Genomic DNA, 17,694 nt, shown 5'->3' with positions numbered 1-17,694 from the left:
GTGAGCGGCATCGGACCTGACGACCAACTGAGCAAGCAAACGGCCCGGCGTGTTGATCTCGAGCGAAAAAACCCGCTGAACCTGCGTTCAACGGGTTTGGGTCGGTGCGTTACGACGATGCGGTGGCGGGGAGGGTTCCGTGCAGCCGACTGGATCAGCGGCGGCGGCGGCGCTGCTGGGCCTTGCGCTTGTACTTCTCGGTGGGGGTTTCGTGGTGACGCAGGCGCTTGAGGTCGGCAAAGATCCCTGCCTTGGACACCTGACGCTTGAACCGGCGCAGCGCCGATTCAATGCCTTCATTTTCGCCGACGGTGACCTGGGTCATGAACCACGCAGTGGGGCTGGAGATCGTTCAATGTAGCAAGTGCCTCTGCCAAGCCTTCATTGAGGGCGCGGCGTTGTTGTCGATGTCGGCGGAACCGAAGCAGGAACAGCCGTCGGGGCAGCAGTGGCAGCGGGCGCTGAACCGTTAGGCGCTGCAGCACCTGCTGGTGCTGGGGTACGCGGGGTTTTGGCTGCGGGCGCCGTGGTGGAAGGGGTTGACCTGCTGGGAGCGGTCGTGCTCTGAGGAGCGTTGCTGCCGGGCACCTCGGCAGCGGGCGTGGGACTGGGGGCGGCAGGAGTGCCAGCAGGAGCTGCCGTGGATGCGCCAGGCCACTCGTCGCGATAGATGTACAGGTGGCCGAGGGCGCGAGTGCCGAACTGACGGCGCATCAGCCTCCACCCCGGTTTGGGGGTGAACTGAAGGAAGCCTGCACCCTGGCCGTTGGTGCGGGCGATGATCATCTCTGGGCCTGTTTTGCCGCGATGCGGAGTGGCCAGCAGGATGTTGTCGTTGCCGCTGCGCACCACGCTGATCCGATACACAGTGCCTAAGTCGGTTTCACCGACCCGCAGGGAATAGCCGTTGGCATCGATGTAGCGGGTGCAGATGCCTGTGAAATCAAAGGTGCCCAACAAGGGGTCGACGCGGGCCGGATTGGCACCGGACACGGCGAAGCAGGGGCGGCGATCGGTGATCTGCTCATAAATGTTGAGTTGGGCGCGGGTGCCGTCGCCGATCGGTGCGGCCACCAGCACAAAACGCTCTTGGGCCACCTCACGGGCGCCGAACAGAGCCGCCTGCGCGTGAGGAGGAACAAGGGAACCGCCCATCGCCAGAACGCCGAACGCAGAAAGGAACGGCAGGGTGCGGTTCGGCCGGAGATGTCGCATCGAAGAAGCCCAGCGGCAGGGAGGTGCCGATGGTAAAGTGAGGCACGAGCGCGCCAGCCCCCCTTAGGCCGGCTTGTTGAGACGAATTGCGACCAGCAGGCTGATGACCGTGCCCGGCAGGCACGCCGCCAGGATCAGCCGGGTGGCGGTGACCCCGAGATCGGGATCGCCATAAGAGAGCTCAAAGACAGAGCCCGTGGCCGCAATGCCCAGCAGGCAGGCCAGCGCCAGGAACACCCCGGCAAACGGTTTCATCGGCATCGGACGTCAGCGCAGGGTGTGGACGGCGGTGCGCTCGAACCCATGCTCCTTGAGCCCGTCGTTGAGGCTCAGTTCGTCGGTGACGCGATCCACGAACAGCACGCCGTGGAGATGGTCCATCTCATGGAGCAGGCAACGGGCCAGCAGGCCATCGGCCTTGATCCGGCGCGGCCGGCCATGTTCGTCACGGAAGCTGATGTCGGCGGTGGTGGGGCGAACCACCTGCAGATACACGCCGGGAATGCTCAGGCAACCTTCTTCATAGGTGGTGAGCGAGCCGCTGGTGGCGACAATCTCAGGATTGATGAACACCTGCGGCGGGGTGGCAGGGTTCTCGGGATCAAGATCGATCACGACGAGCTGCTTGTGCACGCCCACCTGGGGAGCGGCCAGTCCGATGCCATGGGCGGCGTACATGCTGCGGAGCATGTCGCGGGCGAGATCCCGGACCGCTTCATCCACCTTGCTGATGCGTTTGGCTGGCTGACGCAGCGCGGCATCGCCGAGGGTATGGATGGTGAGCGGGGGGTGATCCACCACCTCTTTGGGAACGTGGACTCCACGGCTGGTGAGCTCCGCCTGGCGAGCCATTTTGGCGAAGCTGCTGGCCAAGGCGTCACCTGAAACGATGGATGGATTCTAGAAGATGCGCGTGGGAGGGAACTGGAGGCCGGCCGAGTCCGTAGCACTGCCAGCCCGGGTGGCGGTGGAAGCCGCGCCCACGCTGAAGGAGCCACTGCTGCATGGCCAGGAGCTGTTCTGGCTGGAGCAGCGGCCCCTTGAGCAAGGCCGCGTCACCCTGCTGTGGCGCCAGCGGCCCGGCGGGCCCAGCCAGGAGCTCACCCCGGCCCCGTGGAACCTGCGCAGCCGGGTCCACACCTACGGCGGCGGGGTGTTTGCGGTGGGAAGCGTTGACGGCGGCACCACAGTGGTGTTCGTCAACGATGGCGACCGCTGCCTGTGGGCGCTGGAGCTGCCGGCGGAAGCGCCGCTGCCGGAGCCGCCCTTGCCGGAGCCGCGGCGGCTCACCACGCCAGCGGCCCGGGCCTTTGCTGACGGCCTGATCGACGGCCCGCGCCGGCGCTGGATCGGCGTTATGGAGTGCGATGGCGTCGATCAGCTGGTGGCCGTGCCGCTGGCGGGCGGAGAGCCCGTGCTCCTGCACCAGCCCGCCGATTTCTGCGGCAGCGCCGTGCTCAGCCCCCACGGCAGCCACCTGGCCTGGGTGGAATGGCAGCAACCGTTCATGCCCTGGGACCGCAGCCAGCTGTGGCTGGGCCGCTTTGAGGCCAGCGGGGTGCTAGGCGACTGCCGGCCGCTGGCCGGGGGCGCCGCCACCGGGCCCAGCGCCGCCGCCAACGTGTCGGTGGTGCAACCGCTCTGGCTGCCGAGGGGCGACCTGGTGGTGGCCACGGACCGCAGCGGCTGGTGGAACCTGGAGCGCCTGCCGGCGGCACAGCACCTGCCGACGGCTGAGCGCCCGGCGGCGGTGGAGCCCTCGGTGGCGGCCGGGCCGCTGCCTCTAACAGTGGCGGCCCTACCCCCCACCACTGCCTTGCACTGGCAGCCGCTGTTGCCGATGGAGGCGGAATTCGGTCTGCCGGCCTGGGTGTACGGGCGGCGCACCACGGGCTGGGATGGCCAGCAACTGGTGGCGGCGGTCTGCCGGGCCGGCCGCTGGGAGCTCGGCACCATCGCGATGCCGGGGCCAGGCGCCGCCGTGGGGCGCTGGCAGCCGCTCGCCCAGCCCTTCGACGCCCTCGATGGCCTGAGTGCCGGCGGCGGCCGGGTGGTAGCGGTGGCCGCAGATGCCGTCACCCCGCAGGGCCTGCTGGAGATCGATCTGCGCGTTGGCGGCTGGAGCCACACCCCAGCGGGCGGCGATGGATCGGCGGAATCTGCAGCCGGTGGGGGCGGCGCAGCAAGCGCGGTGGGCGGCGGCGTAGCAGCGGCGGCCCCAGCGGGGACGACACCCCTGGCGGCGGCAGCGATCAGCACGCCGCAGGCCCTCTGGTTCGAAGGGCACGGCGGCCTGCCCACCCACGCCTGGTATTACCCGCCGATCGGCGGCGCCCACCCGCTGGCACCGCTGCTTGTGAAGAGTCACAGCGGGCCCACCGCCATGGCAAGCACGGGCCTGAATCTGGCGGTTCAGTTCTGGACCAGCCGCGGCTGGGGCGTGGTGGACGTGAACTACGGCGGGTCCACGGGCTTCGGCAGGGCCTACCGGGACCGGCTCGCCGGCCAATGGGGTGTGGTGGACGTGGGCGACTGCGCCGCCGCGGCCGCCGCTCTGGTGGCGGCAGGTGCGGCGAGTCCGGAGCGCCTGGCGATTGAGGGCGGCAGCGCCGGCGGCTTCACCACCCTGGCGGCGCTCTGCTTCACCGACGTGTTCCGCGCCGGAGCCTGCCGCTACGGCGTGGCCGATCTGGCGGCACTGGCGGGCAGCACCCACCGCTTCGAGGCCGGCTACCTCGAGGGCCTGGTGGGCCCCTGGCCGGCGGCGCAGGCGCTCTATGCGCAGCGTTCGCCACTGCACCATGCCGGCCGGATGCGCTGCCCGGTGATCTTTTTTCAGGGCCTCGACGACGAGGTGGTGCCACCCGAGCAGACCGACGCCATGGCTGCGGCCCTCGCGGCCAACGGCCTGTCGGTGGAGGTGCGTCGCTTCGCCGGGGAAGGCCATGGCTTTCGCCGGCCGGAGGTGCGCATCGAGGTGCTGGAGGCCACCGAAGCCTTCTTCCGCGGGCAGTTCGGCCTGTGAGGCTTCCGGACGCTGCAGAATCGCTGCTGCAGGGCTGGCACTGGCCGCTGTTGGCGCTGGTGGTGCTCATCGCGCTGCTGCTGCTGGGGCGTCTGATCGGCACCCGGCTGGGCATGAAACGCTGGGGCCTGCCGGAGGCGTTGCTGGCCGGCGGCCTCGGACTGCTGGTGGCCCCGGCGGGGCTGCTGCCACTGGTGCCGCCGCCGGTGATCGACCTCTGGAACCAGTTGCCGCTGCCGCTGCTGACGCTGGTGTTCGCCAGTCTGCTGCTGGGCAAGCCGTTGCCGCAGCTGGGCGGTCTGTGGCGGCCGCTCTCCGGGCAGGTGCTGATGGCCCTCACGCTCGCCTTCGGCCAGTTTCTGGTGGGCGGGCTGGCGGTGCTGCTGGTGCTGCAGCCGCTGCTGGGCACAAGTCCGGTGATGGCGCTGCTGATCGAGGTGGCCTACGAGGGGGGGCACGGCTCGGCGGCGGCGATGGGCCCCACCTACGAACGGCTGGGGTTGGAAGGCGGCCAGGCCCTGGGGCTGGCGATGGCCACCGTGGGGCTGCTGGCCTCCACCGTGGTGGGCGGCCTGGTGGTGGTGCTGGCGCGGGCACGGGGCTGGCTCAGCTTCGGTGCGGGAATTCCGTTGCAGCAGGCGATGGAGATCGTGGTGGAGCAGACCCCACCGCTGGAGGCGATCCCCGCCGACCAGCCCCTGGAAGAAGGCACGTTGGAGCTGCCGGCCTGGTGGCGGCACGGGGCCGACTGGGCGGTGAACATGGCCCTGGCCGGCATCGCCGTGGTGATCGGGTGCGGCCTGCTGGCGGCGCTGCGTTGGGGCGCCGATCGCAGCGGTGGGGTGTTCGCCATGGTGATCGACGCGTTGCCGGTGTTTCCGCTCGCGCTGGTGGGATCGCTGCTGGTGCGGCTGGCCCTGGAGAAAAGCGGCCAGGAGCGCTGGGTGTCCACACCGATCCAGAGCCAGACCGGCACGCTGGCGGCGGATCTGCTGATCACAGCGGCCACGGCCTGCCTCGACCTGCGGCTGCTGGCCGCCGACTGGCTGCCCCTGACCGTGCTGGCGTTGGCGGGCCTGCTGTGGAACCTGGCGGTGGTGCTGCTGCTGGCGCCGCGGATCCTGCCGGCCGACTGGTTTGAACGCGCGATTCTGGAATTCGGCCAGGCCACCGGCGTGGCCGCCAGCGGCCTGCTGCTGCTGCGCATGGCCGACCCGGACGACCGCAGCGAAGCGGTGACGGCCTTTTCGATCAAGCAGTTGCTGCTGCAGCCCCTGCTGGCTGGCGGCGTGATCACCGTGGTCGCCCCGCTGGTGGTGGTGGGCTGGGGGTTGCCGGCCTGGACCGCCCTTTGCCTGGTGCTGGTGCTGCTGTGGATTGCTCTGGGGCTATGGCTGGCGCGGCAGGCGAAGGCCAGCTGACACGTGGGGCGGCGCCTCCAGCCCCCCTTCAGCGCACCATGGCCGCCACGTTGCCGCCATCGACGGTGAGCACGGCGCCGGTGCTGCGCTCCAGGCGGGCCAGGGCCACGAAGGCGCCGGCCACATCGGCGGCGCTCACTTCCTGACCCAGCAGGTTGCCGCCCATGTAGGCAGCCTCACTGACACCGCGGGCGGTGGAGCGGGCGCGGATCATGGCGTCGTCGAGCAGGCCGGAGCGGATGCGATCGGCATTGATGGCATTGGCACGGATGCGCTCTGCGCCGCCCTCGAGCGCGTACTGGCGCATCAGCGCCAGCAGGGCCGCCTTGGCGATGCCGTAGGCACCGAAGTTCGGGCCGGGATTGAGGGCCTGCTTGGAAACGTTGAACAGCAGCTGCCCGCCCAGCGGCGCGGCAGTGGCCGCTGGAGTGGCAGGGTCGCCAGGGGCGGCAGGAGTGGTGAGGCCAGCGCCGTCCTGGGCGCGGAATACGGCGACAGCGGCCTGGGCCACGTGCTGATGGGCGAAGAAGTTGAGATCGAAGCTGGCGCGCAGATCGGCGTCGTCGAGGGTGGCGATCGGGCCGCTCCAGGCGGCGCCGGCATTGGACACCACCAGATCGAGGCCACCGAAGCGGTTGACGAGCTGATCGATGGCCGCGCGCACCTGCACCGGTGCGGTGACATCGGCGGTGAGGGCCAGCGCCCGCTTGCCGCAGCTGGCGGCCACGGCGGCAGCCCCCTCGGCGTCACGATCGAGCACGGCCACCTCAGCGCCGGCGGCGGCGAAGGCCCGGGCGATCGCCGCGCCGATACCGCCCGCTCCACCAGTGACCAGCACCACGTGCCGGGCCAGGGGCAGCTCCTTGCCCTTGCCGAGCTTGGCCTGCTCCAGGCTCCAGTACTCCATGTCGAAGGTGTCGTCCTCACCGACGGGCTGGAAGCGGCCCAGCGCCTCGGCGGCCAGCAGGGTCTGGGCCCAGGCCTCGGCGATGTCGGCGGTGACGGCGGCCGCTGACGCGCTGGCGCCCACCCCCACCAGGCCCAGGCCGGGGATGGCGATCACGCGCGGCAGGGGATCCAGCGGCGTCTTGTGGCCGCCCACGCGGCCGTTCTGGCGCTGCACATAGGACTGGTAGTCGTCCACGTAGGCCTGCATCGCCGCCTCCAGCTGCGCCGCCCAGGCCTGCAGCGCCGGCCCGGCCTCAGGACCCTGCGCGGGCGGCGCCGGCGGCAGCACCAACGGTTGGGCCTTGGTGCGGATCACATGGTCGGGGGTGGCGACCCCTCGCCCCGCCCAGTTGCCGAGACGCTGGTCGTTGGCCACGGCCAGGGCGGTGGCGGTCTGGCGCAGGTCGAGGAGCCAGCGGCGCGCACAGCCCTGACGCTCGGCGGCCCGGCTCAGGGCCCCACGCACCAGCGGCAGCAACGCCGCCGCAGGTGCCGGGCGGCTCGGCAGGGCACATGGCTGAAACAGGCGCTCGCTGTGGCTGAGGGCGCGCTCGGCCTCCCCCACCAGCCCAATCATCCGCTCGTAGCTCTGCTTGGCCGTGGCCCCGAAGGAAAACAGCCCGTGCTGGAGCAGCACCATCCCCTCCAGCTCCTGGCCGCGGACGGCGGCGGACGCCGCGGCCGCCTCATAGGCCTCGGCCGCGGCCTTGGCCAGCGCGAAACCGGGCATCACGTAGGGAACGATCGCCACCCGTTCGCCATAGACCCGGCGGCACACCGCCTCGGCATCGAGCTGATCGGCCAGCGCCAGCAGCGCCACCGCATGGGTGTGATCGATGAAGGCATGGGGCAGGAAGGCATGCAGCAGGGCCTCCACCGAGGGGTTCGGCGCCGCCGGATCCATCAGGTGGCGCCGCTGGGCCGCCACCATGTCCTCGTCGCTGAGGGACGGCAGTGCGCGGAGCCGCAGCAGCGGCTCCAGCTGAACGGCCGGATGGCCCGGCGGCTCGATCGTGGCCAGATCCCAGCCGCTGCCCTTGACGCAGAGCACGGCGATGGGGTCACCGAGCAGGTCAGTGACGCTGGTTTTCAGCGAGGTGTTGCCGCCGCCGTGCAGCACCAGTTCCGGGTCGGCGCCCAGCAGGCGGGCGGAGTAGGTGCGCAGGGCCAACGCCTCGCTCACGCCCCCGGCGCCGTAGTGGGCCACAGCCGCCTGCGCGTCGGCGTCGGACCAGCGGTTGAGCACGGCCATGGGGCGGGAAGGAGCTTGGGGGAGACTACGGGGAGCCACCCTGCAGGGCCTGCCTGTGTCGTCCCACTGCCGCCGCAGGCCCCCGCTCGCCCGGCAGCAGAAGGCCAGGGGGTGGGCGGCTGTGGCGTTGCTGCCGGTGGTGCCGCTGGTGCTGCTGGCCCTGGCGGCGCCCGGCCCGGCCCAGCAGCGGAACCCGCCCCAGATCCCGCGTGACGGTTGGAAGGACTGCGCCTTCAACGACAAGCCACTGGCCTGCGTGGATGCGCAGATCCCCGGCGGCCTGAAGATCCGCTGGAAGGACGGGCAGGGCATGACCTACCAGCAGGTGTCCGGCAAGGACGCCAGCGGCACCGACCTGCTGCGCGACCGGCTGGGCGGGATCTGGCGGCGGGAGCTCTACGTGCAGGGGAACATCACCCTCACCAACACCGCCAACGGCAACCGGATCTTCGTGCCGCTGCGCTTTCCCTGCAAACCACCGCTGCAGGGGGAGGTGGGCTACTGCCGTTATTGATGACGATGCTCAAGGTGCCACTGGCGTCCTGATGGCCTGCCTGCCGGGTGGATGCGCGGCGGTGCCCTGGCTGAACCCGGCTCCTGAGACCCCGTCCACAACCGCTCCAGCAGGGAGCTCCACCCAGGGGGACGTCTCGGACCAGGGCTTCCGCAGCGACGGGAGGGCGGTCGACCCTGACGGTGACGGTGGACACCCAGCTGAGGGGGTACTGAACCCTGCGCAGCAACGGGGGCCGCCGCCTCCCATCGGCTAGCCGGAAACCTGTGGATTCGACCAGGTCATGGTCCCGACGCCTTGGGGTACCGTCCCAGCGGCCTTGCAAACAAGCCATGGATTGGCGTCCCCGTCTGCTGGCACTCTCTACCGGGCTGCTGATAGGAGCAGGCGCTCTGGCAGGAGGAAACGCCCTCGCCACCCCGGCCGGATCGTTGCTCAAGGGCTTGTCGCTGCCGCTGCCCAAGCCAGCCGCCAGCCTGTTCGCCGCCAATGCGATCGGCCAGACCAGCCGCAACACCCAGCTGCCTGGGAATCCCGAGGAGCTGCTCGCCAGGCTGAAGGCGTCCCTGGCTCAGCAGGGCTATCGCGAGCGGAAAATCAACACCGTTGTGGGCGCCTGGGGGTTCAACCTGGTGATGGATCCGCCTCCGGGCACGACGGTGGATGGCACCAGTGAGGGCAAGGCGGCCGCCCTGGTGCTGCAGGCCACTGCCATCGGGCCCAACCGAATCAACCTCAACGTCCGCTTTGAGGGCCTCTAAGGGACCACGGCGTCCAGAGTCAACCGATGAAGACCAAGCCGGCCCCCAACTGGTGGACCCGAAACTGGAAGTGGCTGGTGCCGGCGGGCTGCCTCACAGGCCTGGCTGGGTTGGCCGGCTTCATCGCCCTGATCACCGGCCTGGTGTTCGGGCTGATCAAGTCGTCCACGCCGTACAAGCAGGCCCTGGCCAGGGCTCAGCAGGATCCCGCAGTGATCAGCCGGCTGGGCACACCGATCAACGGGGGCTTCCTTGTGTCCGGCAGCGTGAATGTCTCCGGTGGCTCGGGCCAGGCCAGACTGGCCATTCCCCTGGAGGGACCCAGGGGCAGTGGCACGCTCCACGTGGAAGCCCGCCGAAGCGCAGGCCTCTGGACCTACTCCACCCTGACGGTCCAACCCAACGGCGCCGGCGATCCCATCAGCCTTCTCAGGCCCTCCCTGTGAACGGGTGGTGACAGGTGGGTATCAGTGCTGGGCGACGGAGGCTGCGTTGAAGGAGGCTGCGTAGAGGGAGTCGGCGTAGAGGGATTGCAGGCCCGCCTCGCTGGCCGGGGCCACCCCCCGCTCGGTGATCAGGGCCGTCACCAACCGGGCGGGAGTGACATCAAAGGCCGGGTTGAAACCCTCGCTGCCATCGGGGGTGAGCTGCACGCTGGTGGGCTCCCCGGCTGCGGGCTTGCCGGCGATGCGGGTCACCTCCAGGGGGGAGCGCGCTTCAATCGGGATCTCCTGCACCCCATCACGGATCGACCAGTCGATCGTGGAGGCGGGCAGTGCCACGTAAAAGGGCACGCCGTTGTCGTGGGCGGCGAGGGCCTTGAGGTAGGTGCCGATCTTGTTGCAGACATCGCCGCTGCGGGTGGTGCGATCGGTGCCCACGATCACGGCATCGACACGGCCGTGCTGCATCAGGTGGCCGCCGGCGTTGTCGACGATCACCGTGTGGGGCACCCCTTCACGGCCCAGTTCGAAGGCGGTGAGGCTGGCGCCCTGGTTGCGGGGGCGGGTTTCATCGACCCACACATGCACCGGCAGGCCCGCGCGGTGGGCCTTGTAGATCGGCGCCAGGGCCGTGCCCCAGTCGACGGTGGCCAGCCAGCCGGCATTGCAGTGGGTGAGGACGTTGAGGGGCTCCTGCTGTCGCTCGCTCGGCCGGGCCGTAGCGATGGCGCGCAGCAACTCCAGGCCGTGCTCGCCGATCGCCTCGCACATCGCCACGTCTTCCTCGGCGATCGCAGCGGCTTCCACCTGGGCGGCCCCGGCCCGCTGCTCGACCGGCAGGGGCTGCACGCGCGCGCGCACCCGCTCCAGCGCCCAGCGCAGGTTGATCGCCGTGGGCCGGGTGGCGTTGAGCTGCTCGAAGGCGGCCTCCAGCGCAGCGTCGCTGGGATCGCGCTGCAGGGCGAGCATCAGGCCATAGGCACCGGTGACGCCGATCAGCGGCGCCCCCCGCACCACCATCGTGGCGATCGCTCCCGCCGCCTGATCGAGCGTGGCGATCGAGCGGGCTTCAAAGCGATGCGGAAGCAGGGTCTGGTCGATCACACCGACCGAGCGCCCCCCCTCCTCCAGCCAGATCGTGCGCCAGGGCCGGCCGTCGATGTTCATGGGAAAGCAGGGGGTGCGGGCATCGGCTTCATTCTTCCGCCCTCCTGCACCGGCTGCCCAGCAGCGCCACCAGGGACGTCAACTAGAACACCATGGCAGGAAATGATCGGGGTTCGAAGCTAAATTCAGCTTGAACCCATCGCACTTTGGCCATGGCACCCAATCCGGTCACCTGGTTTGAGTTGAACGTGCTCGACATCGAGCGGGCCAAGGCGTTTTATGCCGCCGTGTTCCGGGTGGAATTCCAGGACTTCTCCAACCCGGAGATGGCCTACTGGTGCTTCCCGATGGATGACAGCCAGGCGGGCGCCGGTGGGGCACTGATGCAGATGGCGGGGTGCGAGCCGGGCAAGGGCGGCACGATGGTGTATTTCAACTGTGAGGATTGCGCGGTGGAGGAAAGCCGTGTGGTGTCCGCTGGCGGCACTGTGTGCCGGCCAAAAATGGCGATCGGCAACTTCGGTTTTATCTCCGTGGTGATCGACACAGAGGGCAACCCGATTGGGCTGCATTCGATGAAATAATTGTTCGTCAGTGGCGCACCACCAACGCCTACCGGATCAAGGTCGACAGCTATATCCCTTGTCATTGAACAACACTTTGCACGCATCCACTACTGCAGCGTCATAAAGAATGCCGCTGTTTCGACTGATCTCATCCAAGGCGGCCGGGATGCCGAGGCCTGCGCGATAAGGTCGATGCGAGCACATCGACTCCACCACATCGGCCACTGCCAGAACGCGCGACTCCATCAAAAGATCTTCACCGGGCAAGGCGTTTGGATAACCACTGCCGTTCATGCGCTCGTGATGCTCCAGCACGATGCGAGCAATGGGCCAGGGGAAATCCACATCTTTAAGGATGTTGTGTCCAGCCTGGGCGTGATCCTTGATCAATTCATATTCATGGCGAGTGAGCCGGGTGGGTTTGCAGAGAATCTCCGTTGGCACCACGACCTTTCCGATGTCGTGAACGGAAGCCGCCAGCTGAAGCCCCTCAACCTCTCGCTCCGGCAACCCCATCTGCTCGGCGATCGCCACGGACAGATCCGCCACCCGCTTTTGATGGCCCGCTGTGTAGGGGGCACGCATTTCCGTGACACTCCCTAACACCAGGATCAATCGCCGATAGAGGGCTATTTTCTCCCTGTGGGTGTTGATCAGCCTCTCCTCAGCCATCACCCAACCGATCAGGGTTCCGATCCGAGTGGCGATCGTATCGAGCAGGAGTTGCTCCTCCAGCAGGAAGGGCCCTTCGTCGTCCAGTCCGAACGACTTGGTGTAGCCCACTTCAATCAGGCCGCAAACATTGTCGTTCGCTTTGATCTGTACTGACAGCACCGACAGACAACGATCAAAATCACCGGTTTGATAAATCCTTTCGCCACGGCTAATGCGAGCAATGGCACTGGCGGAATGACGCCAGGCAAAAGGTATGGTGTCCACGACATTTTGAAGAATATCGTCGATGCCACCTGCGTTGGCGCGAACGATCTGCTCAATCTGCTGCAGGCAGTGGAGCTCTTTTGTGCGTTCCTTCAAGGCTTGTTGAATCGGTAGCAAAGAGACACCTGCGGCTGAGGACACGGCCGCCCTGGGTGGATTTCGCCGGCCCTTGGTGGTGGATTCCCCCTTATTCCGATCGTTCATTCTGGCTACCTTGGTGACTTCACAGAACGGAGGACTGGGTCGGGCAATGGCCGCAAAGGGTCATTGTTGATTCACCTTAGGTTTGCCTGAGTGGTGACTGATACCGTCTGCCCGCCCCATGCGGCTGTTCCTCATGGAACGTCATGAGCGCATTGGTACAGCTGCGGCGTTGATGACGGGCTGATGCAGGAGCTGGTGGTGGCGGGGAGGGGCGGTCAGCCGCTCAGCGGGCAGTTCATGCGGCGCTGCGCCGGCCATAAACAATGGCAGCGAAGCCGGTGACATACATCAACAGGCTGTAGACGGCAGCCGGCACTGCCATTTCCGGGCTGCGGAGCAGGCCGGCGGTGATGGCGATCGCCAGGGTGCCGTTCTGGAGGCCCACCTCGATCGCGAGGCAGATCCGCTGGGCAGGCGGCAGGCGAAACAGACGGCCAGCACAGAAGCCCGCCAGCATCGCCAGCAAGTTGAGCATCAGCACAGCGGTGCCCACCTGCGTCAGGAAGCCCGGCAGTTTGGTGCCTTCCCTTGCCAGCAACAGCGCAATGATCAGCGCCAGCAGCCCCACCGCGAGGCGGCTCATGTGCTGCTCGAGGCGTCGCGCCATGCGGGGAAAGCGCCGGCGTATCACCATGCCGATCACCGTGGGCAACAGGGTGATCAGAAAGATCTGCAGCATGGTGGAGCCGATCGGTAGAGAAATCGCCGCCTGCGAGCCTAAAAAGTGCTGCATCGCCAGATTGGTGAACAGCGGAATCGTGAGCACCGTGACAATGCTGCTCACGGCCGTGAGAGTGACCGACAACGCCACATCACCCCGGGCCAGATAGGTGAGAAGGTTGGAAGATGGGCCACCGGGGCATAGCGCCAAGACAACCAAACCCACCGCAATCGACGGTTGCATGGGCACCAACAGAGCCACTAGAACGCCGATCAGCGGCAACACCACGAGCTGGCACACCGTGCCGACCGCCACCGCCTTGGGGTAGCGCGTGATGCGCTGGAAATCCTCTGCCACCAAGCTGAGCCCCATGCCCAGCATCGCAACCGCCAACGCAAGCGGCATCAGAACCGCCGTGAAGAGGGTGCTCTGCATCAGCCGCGGGTGGTCAAGGGGAGGAAGAATTCAGCCGGCAAAAACCCTAGACCCAGGCGACGCCTGGTTCACGATGACCTCGGACCCGAAGCGTGGGCATGGGGTGATGCAGCGAACTCTGCGAGATGAAGCAGGCAATGATCAACCTCTAGCGCTCATCCTCCAGAAAGTCCAGGTGTCAGGAAGCCTCACGGATATAGGCTGGCGCTTGATCACCAAGGTGGTGATGGCCATAGACAACGCCCGACGGATAATACTCAGCATCAAACTGCACCTTGCCGGCCACCTCCGCGCTCGCCACCTCAGCAATGAAGCGGAGCGTGAGATCGATACCGGCGGATACACCGGCGGAGCACCAGATCATGCCATCACGGGTGAATCGCTCTTCCACCACCTCCACATCGCCAAGGGCCCGCAAACGATCCAGCGAGGCCCAGTGGGTGGTAGCCCGCTTGCCGGAGAGCAGGCCCGCCGCCTGCAGCACAAAAGCGCCGGTGCAAACGGAAAGCACCGCCTGACAAGTGCGGGCTTGCTCCGCCACGAACTCCAGCAGGCAAGGGTTGAAGACTTCCACGCGGGTTCCCTGGCCGCCCGGCACCAGCAAAACGTCGAGGGCTGGGCATGCCTCAAAGGACACGTGCGGATGGATCGACAGGCCGTTGGCGCAGACCACCGGCTCCAGCCGCTCCGCCACGGTGAGGCAACTGCTGGGGCCACCGTCAAGCTGCTTCCAGAGCGAGAACATCTCCCAAGGGCCGATCACATCAAGCTCTTCAACCTGAGGAAACACAAGAAGGCCGATGTTCATGGGGAAGGCTATGGGTGAAGGTCAGGGAGTGAAGCGGGGAGCACGAGCATGCACATGCGGGCGCTCCCGGATCAAGCGGGCGGCTGGAGCTCCGTCCTGAAAGGCAAAAGACATGCCTCTTCGTGAAAGTCTATTTGGATGTGGATATCGATGTCGATGTGGATACCGATGTCGACGCCAAAGAAGTGCTCCTGCATACGCTTCAAGACATCAGTCACAGCTCTGTTATAGAGGCTTGCCGTAAATCTTCGCAAGGAATAAGTCAAGCACCCCCATGCAGCAATCTAGCCGACGCTCTCCTCCCTGCTCACACGGAAGCAGTGGACAAGCAATGCGATGGCCTCTCTGCGGTGATCTCTTGACAACTCCAAAGCCATGGCGGACTCCATCGTGGAGCAACGCTACCTAGCCAGAAGAGCTGAAGCCCAGGATGCCGGGGAAATGAGCAGGCACTGAATCAGCGTGGAAACCTCGAGAAGCAACGAATCTGTCTGCAAACGTGAGAAGCCGCCTGAACCCCTCAAACTGGTGGCGTCGGAACCTCGTCAGAAGCCATTGAATCCAGATCGATGGCGAGCACGTGCACATCGGGATCGGCACGGAAGATAGCCACAAGATCGCTGTGCAAGGCTGCAGCAGCATCTCCGGCACCGGTGTCAACGAAGCGAAGGCGTCGCCAACTCCAGCGCCTGGCGGGCCTGGCCCCATCACTCAGGTAGTGCTCCAGGCTGCCGTCAGCACAAACACGCCCATAAATGCAAACACCAAAGGTGAAGGGATAGCCGGCCAACTCCACCCACCAGCCCCAATCTTCAGGACAGAAAAATGGAGACCTATACCCAAGATCACGCAGCCTGACAGTGAGATGCTCCGCCAGAGCCTTTCCATAAGTGCCTTCATTGATGATCTGCTCTGCTTCTCCTGGAAGGATGGAGAACTTCGCAGATGTGATGTGAATGAAGGGCGTCATCGGCAGGTCACCACCTGGAGCCGGCAGTCAGGCATCGCACCAGTGCAACGCCAAACAATGGCTCCAAGCCTGACCCCAGAATTAACCTCACCGATGCCATCCAGAGTTCACCGAACGGAAGGTGATAGCGAAAAGAGTGGCTTGAAAGAAGCAGGAAACACCCCCGACCAAAGCCTGGAGGCGTGAATTCCGCACCCCTCATAGCGACAGCCCTTGCAAGGCAGTTCATCAGCGGGTTGTCCAACGGGGATCAAGATGCGGGTCTTCGCCATGAGCCGCTTGCTCTGCGGAGACGGGCTTGAATCCATCGATGTATTCGAAACGATCCACAACATGCCCTTGCATGAAGGCACGCCCAGTCGTGGGGCAGCGGCGAAACTCCCAGGTGTGCTCAATGCGGGCTTTCAAAAGCTGACTGGTTGGGCTGTTCTCAGGGCGATGGCGATAGGTCCACAGCATCACCGTCTTGACCATGGTGGAAGGCTCCTGAAGCGCCACATCGATGGAGACGTAATCGTGAATCTCATCGAAAAACCTCCTCTTTGCGATCTGATGGGCTTCAAAATCCGCGTAACCAACCCATTGCTTATCGCCAAAACGCATGTAGAAGCCATCCGTGGCAATGAAGGGCAGAAATGCCGATAACCCCGCCTGCAGATCGTGCAGGCGTCCCCATTCCAGGATGATCACACGGGCCTCGTCTTCAGAAACAGGTTCCATGGCCGGCACGGGAAAGAGAGTTCCAATAGTCTTTGGATGCTAGCCACATGACTCACTCCGTCAGGGTCGGCGGCGAATGCTTGATGGCGATGCAAGCGTGAAGCAGCGCGCAGAGATCACGGCTGCAGAGGTCATGAGCACAGCAAACCGCCCATGCGCACCTGACGGCACTGTTCTTCAATCACTGAACAACCGACGCCTCGCCGCCAGGGGCAGTGGCCTGATGTCAACACTTGATGCGCTGATCAGGCGAGAAGTGTTGCTTGAATCGATGTACTGAGTGGAGTCGTCGGACGGCCGATCAATCTGCTCAGGGTTCTACTGTCGTCATACAAGCCACCCTGAGCAGCGCCAGTATCTGACTCCGCCAAGAGCAAGGCAAATGGCGGCGGGAAGCCGGCAGCTTCAAGCGCCTGGCTGTAGTCAGCCTGAGACATGTTCTGATAGCAGACCGGCTTGTGCGCCTGCCGGCTGAGCTCGGCTGCAAACTCCGTCAACGTGTAGGCCTCATCACCTGCCAATTCATACACCTTGCCAGCCTGATCATTGGCCAGCAACACAGCAGCATCGGCAGCTGCGTAGTCAGCGCGCGTTGCCGAGGCAATTCGACCTTCACCCGCGCAGCCCATCACGACACCGTAGCCAAGGGCGGCCGGAATGCTCGCGAGATAGTTCTCGGTGTACCAGCCATGCCGCAAGACAACGTGGGGAATTCCAGAGTCTTCTAAGAGGATTTCTGTCTGCTGATGTTCTGCCGCCAGCGGAAGCGGGCTCGCAGCAGCGCGCAGAAGGCTGGTATAAGCCAGCAGCTTTACACCCACAGCTTTGCAGGCATGGATCACGTTGGCATGCTGCGGCACGCGGCTACCAACCTCACTGCCAGAGATCAACAACACTTTTTCGGCGCCTGCCAAAGCGGCTTCCAGAGTGGATGGCTGGGTGTAATCCATCTGCCGAACGTGTACACCAAGGCTGGCGAAGCCGGCAACACTCTGAGGGTTGCGAACCGCGGCAACCAACGAACTGGCCGGAACCGATTGCAACAGCTCACACACAACCAACTGCCCAAGTTGCCCCGAGGCGCCCGTCACAACAATCATGAAGTCAGCTCGTTTCTGTTGATCGGCGAGGTCACCGTAATGTGCGAAACTAACGATTCGCAAGTACCAACCAAAAGGTAAGTGCATGTGCCCCTCCCCTCTGCACGCCGACACTGCGCGACGCGACATTCCGCGCCCCGACACTGAGCGACACGACACTGCCCAGCCCGACACACTGAGCCAGCGCCTCGACAAGGGCGATCTCTTCGCCCAACCCTGCCCCTCGCGCGACATCCTCAAGCACGTATGCAGCCGCTGGGGAGTGCTCTGCCTGCTATCCCTGAGCCAGGGCACCCATCGTTTCAGTGAGCTCAGACGCAAAATCGGTGGCGTCAGCGAGAAAATGCTGGCCCAGAGCCTCCAGGCCCTCGCCGACGATGGCTTTGTCCTGCGCGTGTCCTATCCGGTGGTGCCTCCTTTCGTGGAGTACAGCCTCACGCCCTTGGGAGAAGAAGTGGCCGAGCATGTCGCCACCTTGGCCAACTGGATTGAAGTGAATCTGCCGAGGGTGTTGGAGGCCAGAACCCACGTGTGAACGCCCTGATGAGCCTCAATGGGAAGCGGCCCTGATGATCGGCGCCGAACCAGCAACGTTCACGCCATCA

Annotated in this window: 19 protein-coding genes; 7 read left to right on the top strand and 12 right to left on the bottom strand. The window is 65.9% G+C overall.

Annotated features, from left to right (window positions below):
* Positions 1–154: 154 nt before the first annotated feature.
* The 4 genes from rpsU to def all read right to left on the bottom strand — a co-directional run bounded on the left by rpsU (position 155) and on the right by def (position 2,088).
* The gene (gene rpsU, locus KBY97_RS11960) at positions 155–325 is read right to left on the bottom strand and encodes a 30S ribosomal protein S21 (RefSeq protein WP_006172073.1); all 171 of its coding nucleotides are present in this window, start codon (positions 323–325) and stop codon (positions 155–157) included.
* Between the two features lie 56 nt (positions 326–381).
* The gene (locus KBY97_RS11955; RefSeq protein WP_255147253.1) at positions 382–1,215 is read right to left on the bottom strand and encodes a DUF3747 domain-containing protein; all 834 of its coding nucleotides are present in this window, start codon (positions 1,213–1,215) and stop codon (positions 382–384) included.
* Between the two features lie 63 nt (positions 1,216–1,278).
* Positions 1,279–1,476 carry a hypothetical protein gene (locus KBY97_RS11950; protein ID WP_255147252.1) on the bottom strand — a complete coding sequence of 66 codons (198 nt, stop codon included), beginning with the start codon at positions 1,474–1,476 and terminating at the stop codon, positions 1,279–1,281.
* 6 nt (positions 1,477–1,482) lie between these two features.
* Positions 1,483–2,088 (bottom strand): peptide deformylase, encoded by a 606-nt coding sequence (gene def / locus KBY97_RS11945; RefSeq protein ID WP_255147250.1) that lies wholly within the window; start codon positions 2,086–2,088, stop codon positions 1,483–1,485.
* A 34-nt stretch (positions 2,089–2,122) separates the two neighbouring features.
* Between def and KBY97_RS11940 the strand changes: the two genes are divergently transcribed.
* Together KBY97_RS11940 and KBY97_RS11935 are read left to right on the top strand one after the other, a co-directional pair.
* Positions 2,123–4,240 (top strand): prolyl oligopeptidase family serine peptidase, encoded by a 2,118-nt coding sequence (locus tag KBY97_RS11940; protein WP_255147249.1) that lies wholly within the window; start codon positions 2,123–2,125, stop codon positions 4,238–4,240.
* Positions 4,237–5,661: a sodium/glutamate symporter gene (locus KBY97_RS11935; protein WP_255147247.1), complete on the top strand. Its 1,425-nt coding sequence runs from the start codon at positions 4,237–4,239 to the stop codon at positions 5,659–5,661. The genes KBY97_RS11940 and KBY97_RS11935 overlap by 4 nt, the downstream gene beginning before the upstream one ends.
* A gap of 28 nt (positions 5,662–5,689) precedes the next feature.
* On the opposite strand, the gene KBY97_RS11930 is transcribed toward KBY97_RS11935, so the two are convergent.
* The gene (locus KBY97_RS11930) at positions 5,690–7,861 is read right to left on the bottom strand and encodes a bifunctional aldolase/short-chain dehydrogenase (RefSeq protein WP_255147245.1); all 2,172 of its coding nucleotides are present in this window, start codon (positions 7,859–7,861) and stop codon (positions 5,690–5,692) included.
* Between KBY97_RS11930 and KBY97_RS11925 the strand changes: the two genes are divergently transcribed.
* From KBY97_RS11925 to KBY97_RS11915, 3 genes are all read left to right on the top strand, one after another.
* Positions 7,860–8,375 (top strand): hypothetical protein, encoded by a 516-nt coding sequence (locus tag KBY97_RS11925; protein ID WP_255147244.1) that lies wholly within the window; start codon positions 7,860–7,862, stop codon positions 8,373–8,375. The genes KBY97_RS11930 and KBY97_RS11925 overlap by 2 nt on opposite strands.
* A 332-nt stretch (positions 8,376–8,707) precedes the next feature.
* Positions 8,708–9,136, top strand: a complete 429-nt coding sequence (locus KBY97_RS11920) for a hypothetical protein (RefSeq protein WP_255147242.1) — start codon at positions 8,708–8,710, stop codon at positions 9,134–9,136.
* Positions 9,137–9,162: 26 nt separating this feature from the next.
* Complete coding sequence (locus tag KBY97_RS11915) at positions 9,163–9,582, top strand: cytochrome c oxidase assembly factor Coa1 family protein (protein WP_255147241.1); 420 nt, start codon at positions 9,163–9,165, stop codon at positions 9,580–9,582.
* Positions 9,583–9,603: 21 nt separating this feature from the next.
* Here KBY97_RS11915 and mtnA read toward each other — a convergent pair whose 3' ends face one another.
* Complete coding sequence (gene mtnA, locus KBY97_RS11910) at positions 9,604–10,746, bottom strand: S-methyl-5-thioribose-1-phosphate isomerase (protein WP_255147239.1); 1,143 nt, start codon at positions 10,744–10,746, stop codon at positions 9,604–9,606.
* 152 nt (positions 10,747–10,898) lie between these two features.
* Between mtnA and KBY97_RS11905 the strand changes: the two genes are divergently transcribed.
* Positions 10,899–11,270, top strand: coding sequence for a VOC family protein (locus KBY97_RS11905; RefSeq protein ID WP_255147237.1), 372 nt, complete (start codon positions 10,899–10,901; stop codon positions 11,268–11,270).
* A 36-nt stretch (positions 11,271–11,306) separates the two neighbouring features.
* Here the strand turns inward: KBY97_RS11905 and KBY97_RS14765 are convergent, their stop codons facing one another.
* The 6 genes from KBY97_RS14765 to KBY97_RS11875 form a co-directional block, all read right to left on the bottom strand.
* Positions 11,307–12,332, bottom strand: coding sequence for an HD-GYP domain-containing protein (locus KBY97_RS14765; RefSeq protein WP_255147236.1), 1,026 nt, complete (start codon positions 12,330–12,332; stop codon positions 11,307–11,309).
* 298 nt (positions 12,333–12,630) lie between these two features.
* Complete coding sequence (locus KBY97_RS11895) at positions 12,631–13,491, bottom strand: bile acid:sodium symporter family protein (protein WP_255147234.1); 861 nt, start codon at positions 13,489–13,491, stop codon at positions 12,631–12,633.
* 178 nt (positions 13,492–13,669) lie between these two features.
* Entirely contained in the window at positions 13,670–14,299 is a 630-nt protein-coding gene (locus KBY97_RS11890; protein ID WP_255147233.1) for a DJ-1/PfpI family protein, read from the bottom strand.
* A 520-nt stretch (positions 14,300–14,819) separates the two neighbouring features.
* Entirely contained in the window at positions 14,820–15,269 is a 450-nt protein-coding gene (locus KBY97_RS11885) for a hypothetical protein (protein WP_255147231.1), read from the bottom strand.
* Positions 15,270–15,497: 228 nt separating this feature from the next.
* Positions 15,498–15,989: a hypothetical protein gene (locus tag KBY97_RS11880; RefSeq protein WP_255147229.1), complete on the bottom strand. Its 492-nt coding sequence runs from the start codon at positions 15,987–15,989 to the stop codon at positions 15,498–15,500.
* Positions 15,990–16,234: 245 nt separating this feature from the next.
* Positions 16,235–17,176 (bottom strand): SDR family oxidoreductase, encoded by a 942-nt coding sequence (locus KBY97_RS11875; protein ID WP_315857167.1) that lies wholly within the window; start codon positions 17,174–17,176, stop codon positions 16,235–16,237.
* On the opposite strand from KBY97_RS11875, the gene KBY97_RS11870 reads away from it, so the two are divergent.
* The gene (locus tag KBY97_RS11870) at positions 17,175–17,624 is read left to right on the top strand and encodes a helix-turn-helix domain-containing protein (protein ID WP_255147227.1); all 450 of its coding nucleotides are present in this window, start codon (positions 17,175–17,177) and stop codon (positions 17,622–17,624) included. The two genes, KBY97_RS11875 and KBY97_RS11870, sit on opposite strands and share 2 nt — an antisense overlap.
* The last annotated feature ends 70 nt before the right edge of the window (positions 17,625–17,694 follow it).

This window comes from Synechococcus sp. ATX 2A4 (assembly GCF_024346375.1).
In the GTDB taxonomy this organism is placed as follows: Bacteria; Cyanobacteriota; Cyanobacteriia; order PCC-6307; family Cyanobiaceae; genus MW101C3.
The sequence above is the reverse complement of the archived record's forward strand: the minus strand, read 5'-3'. Positions and strand labels throughout refer to the sequence as shown.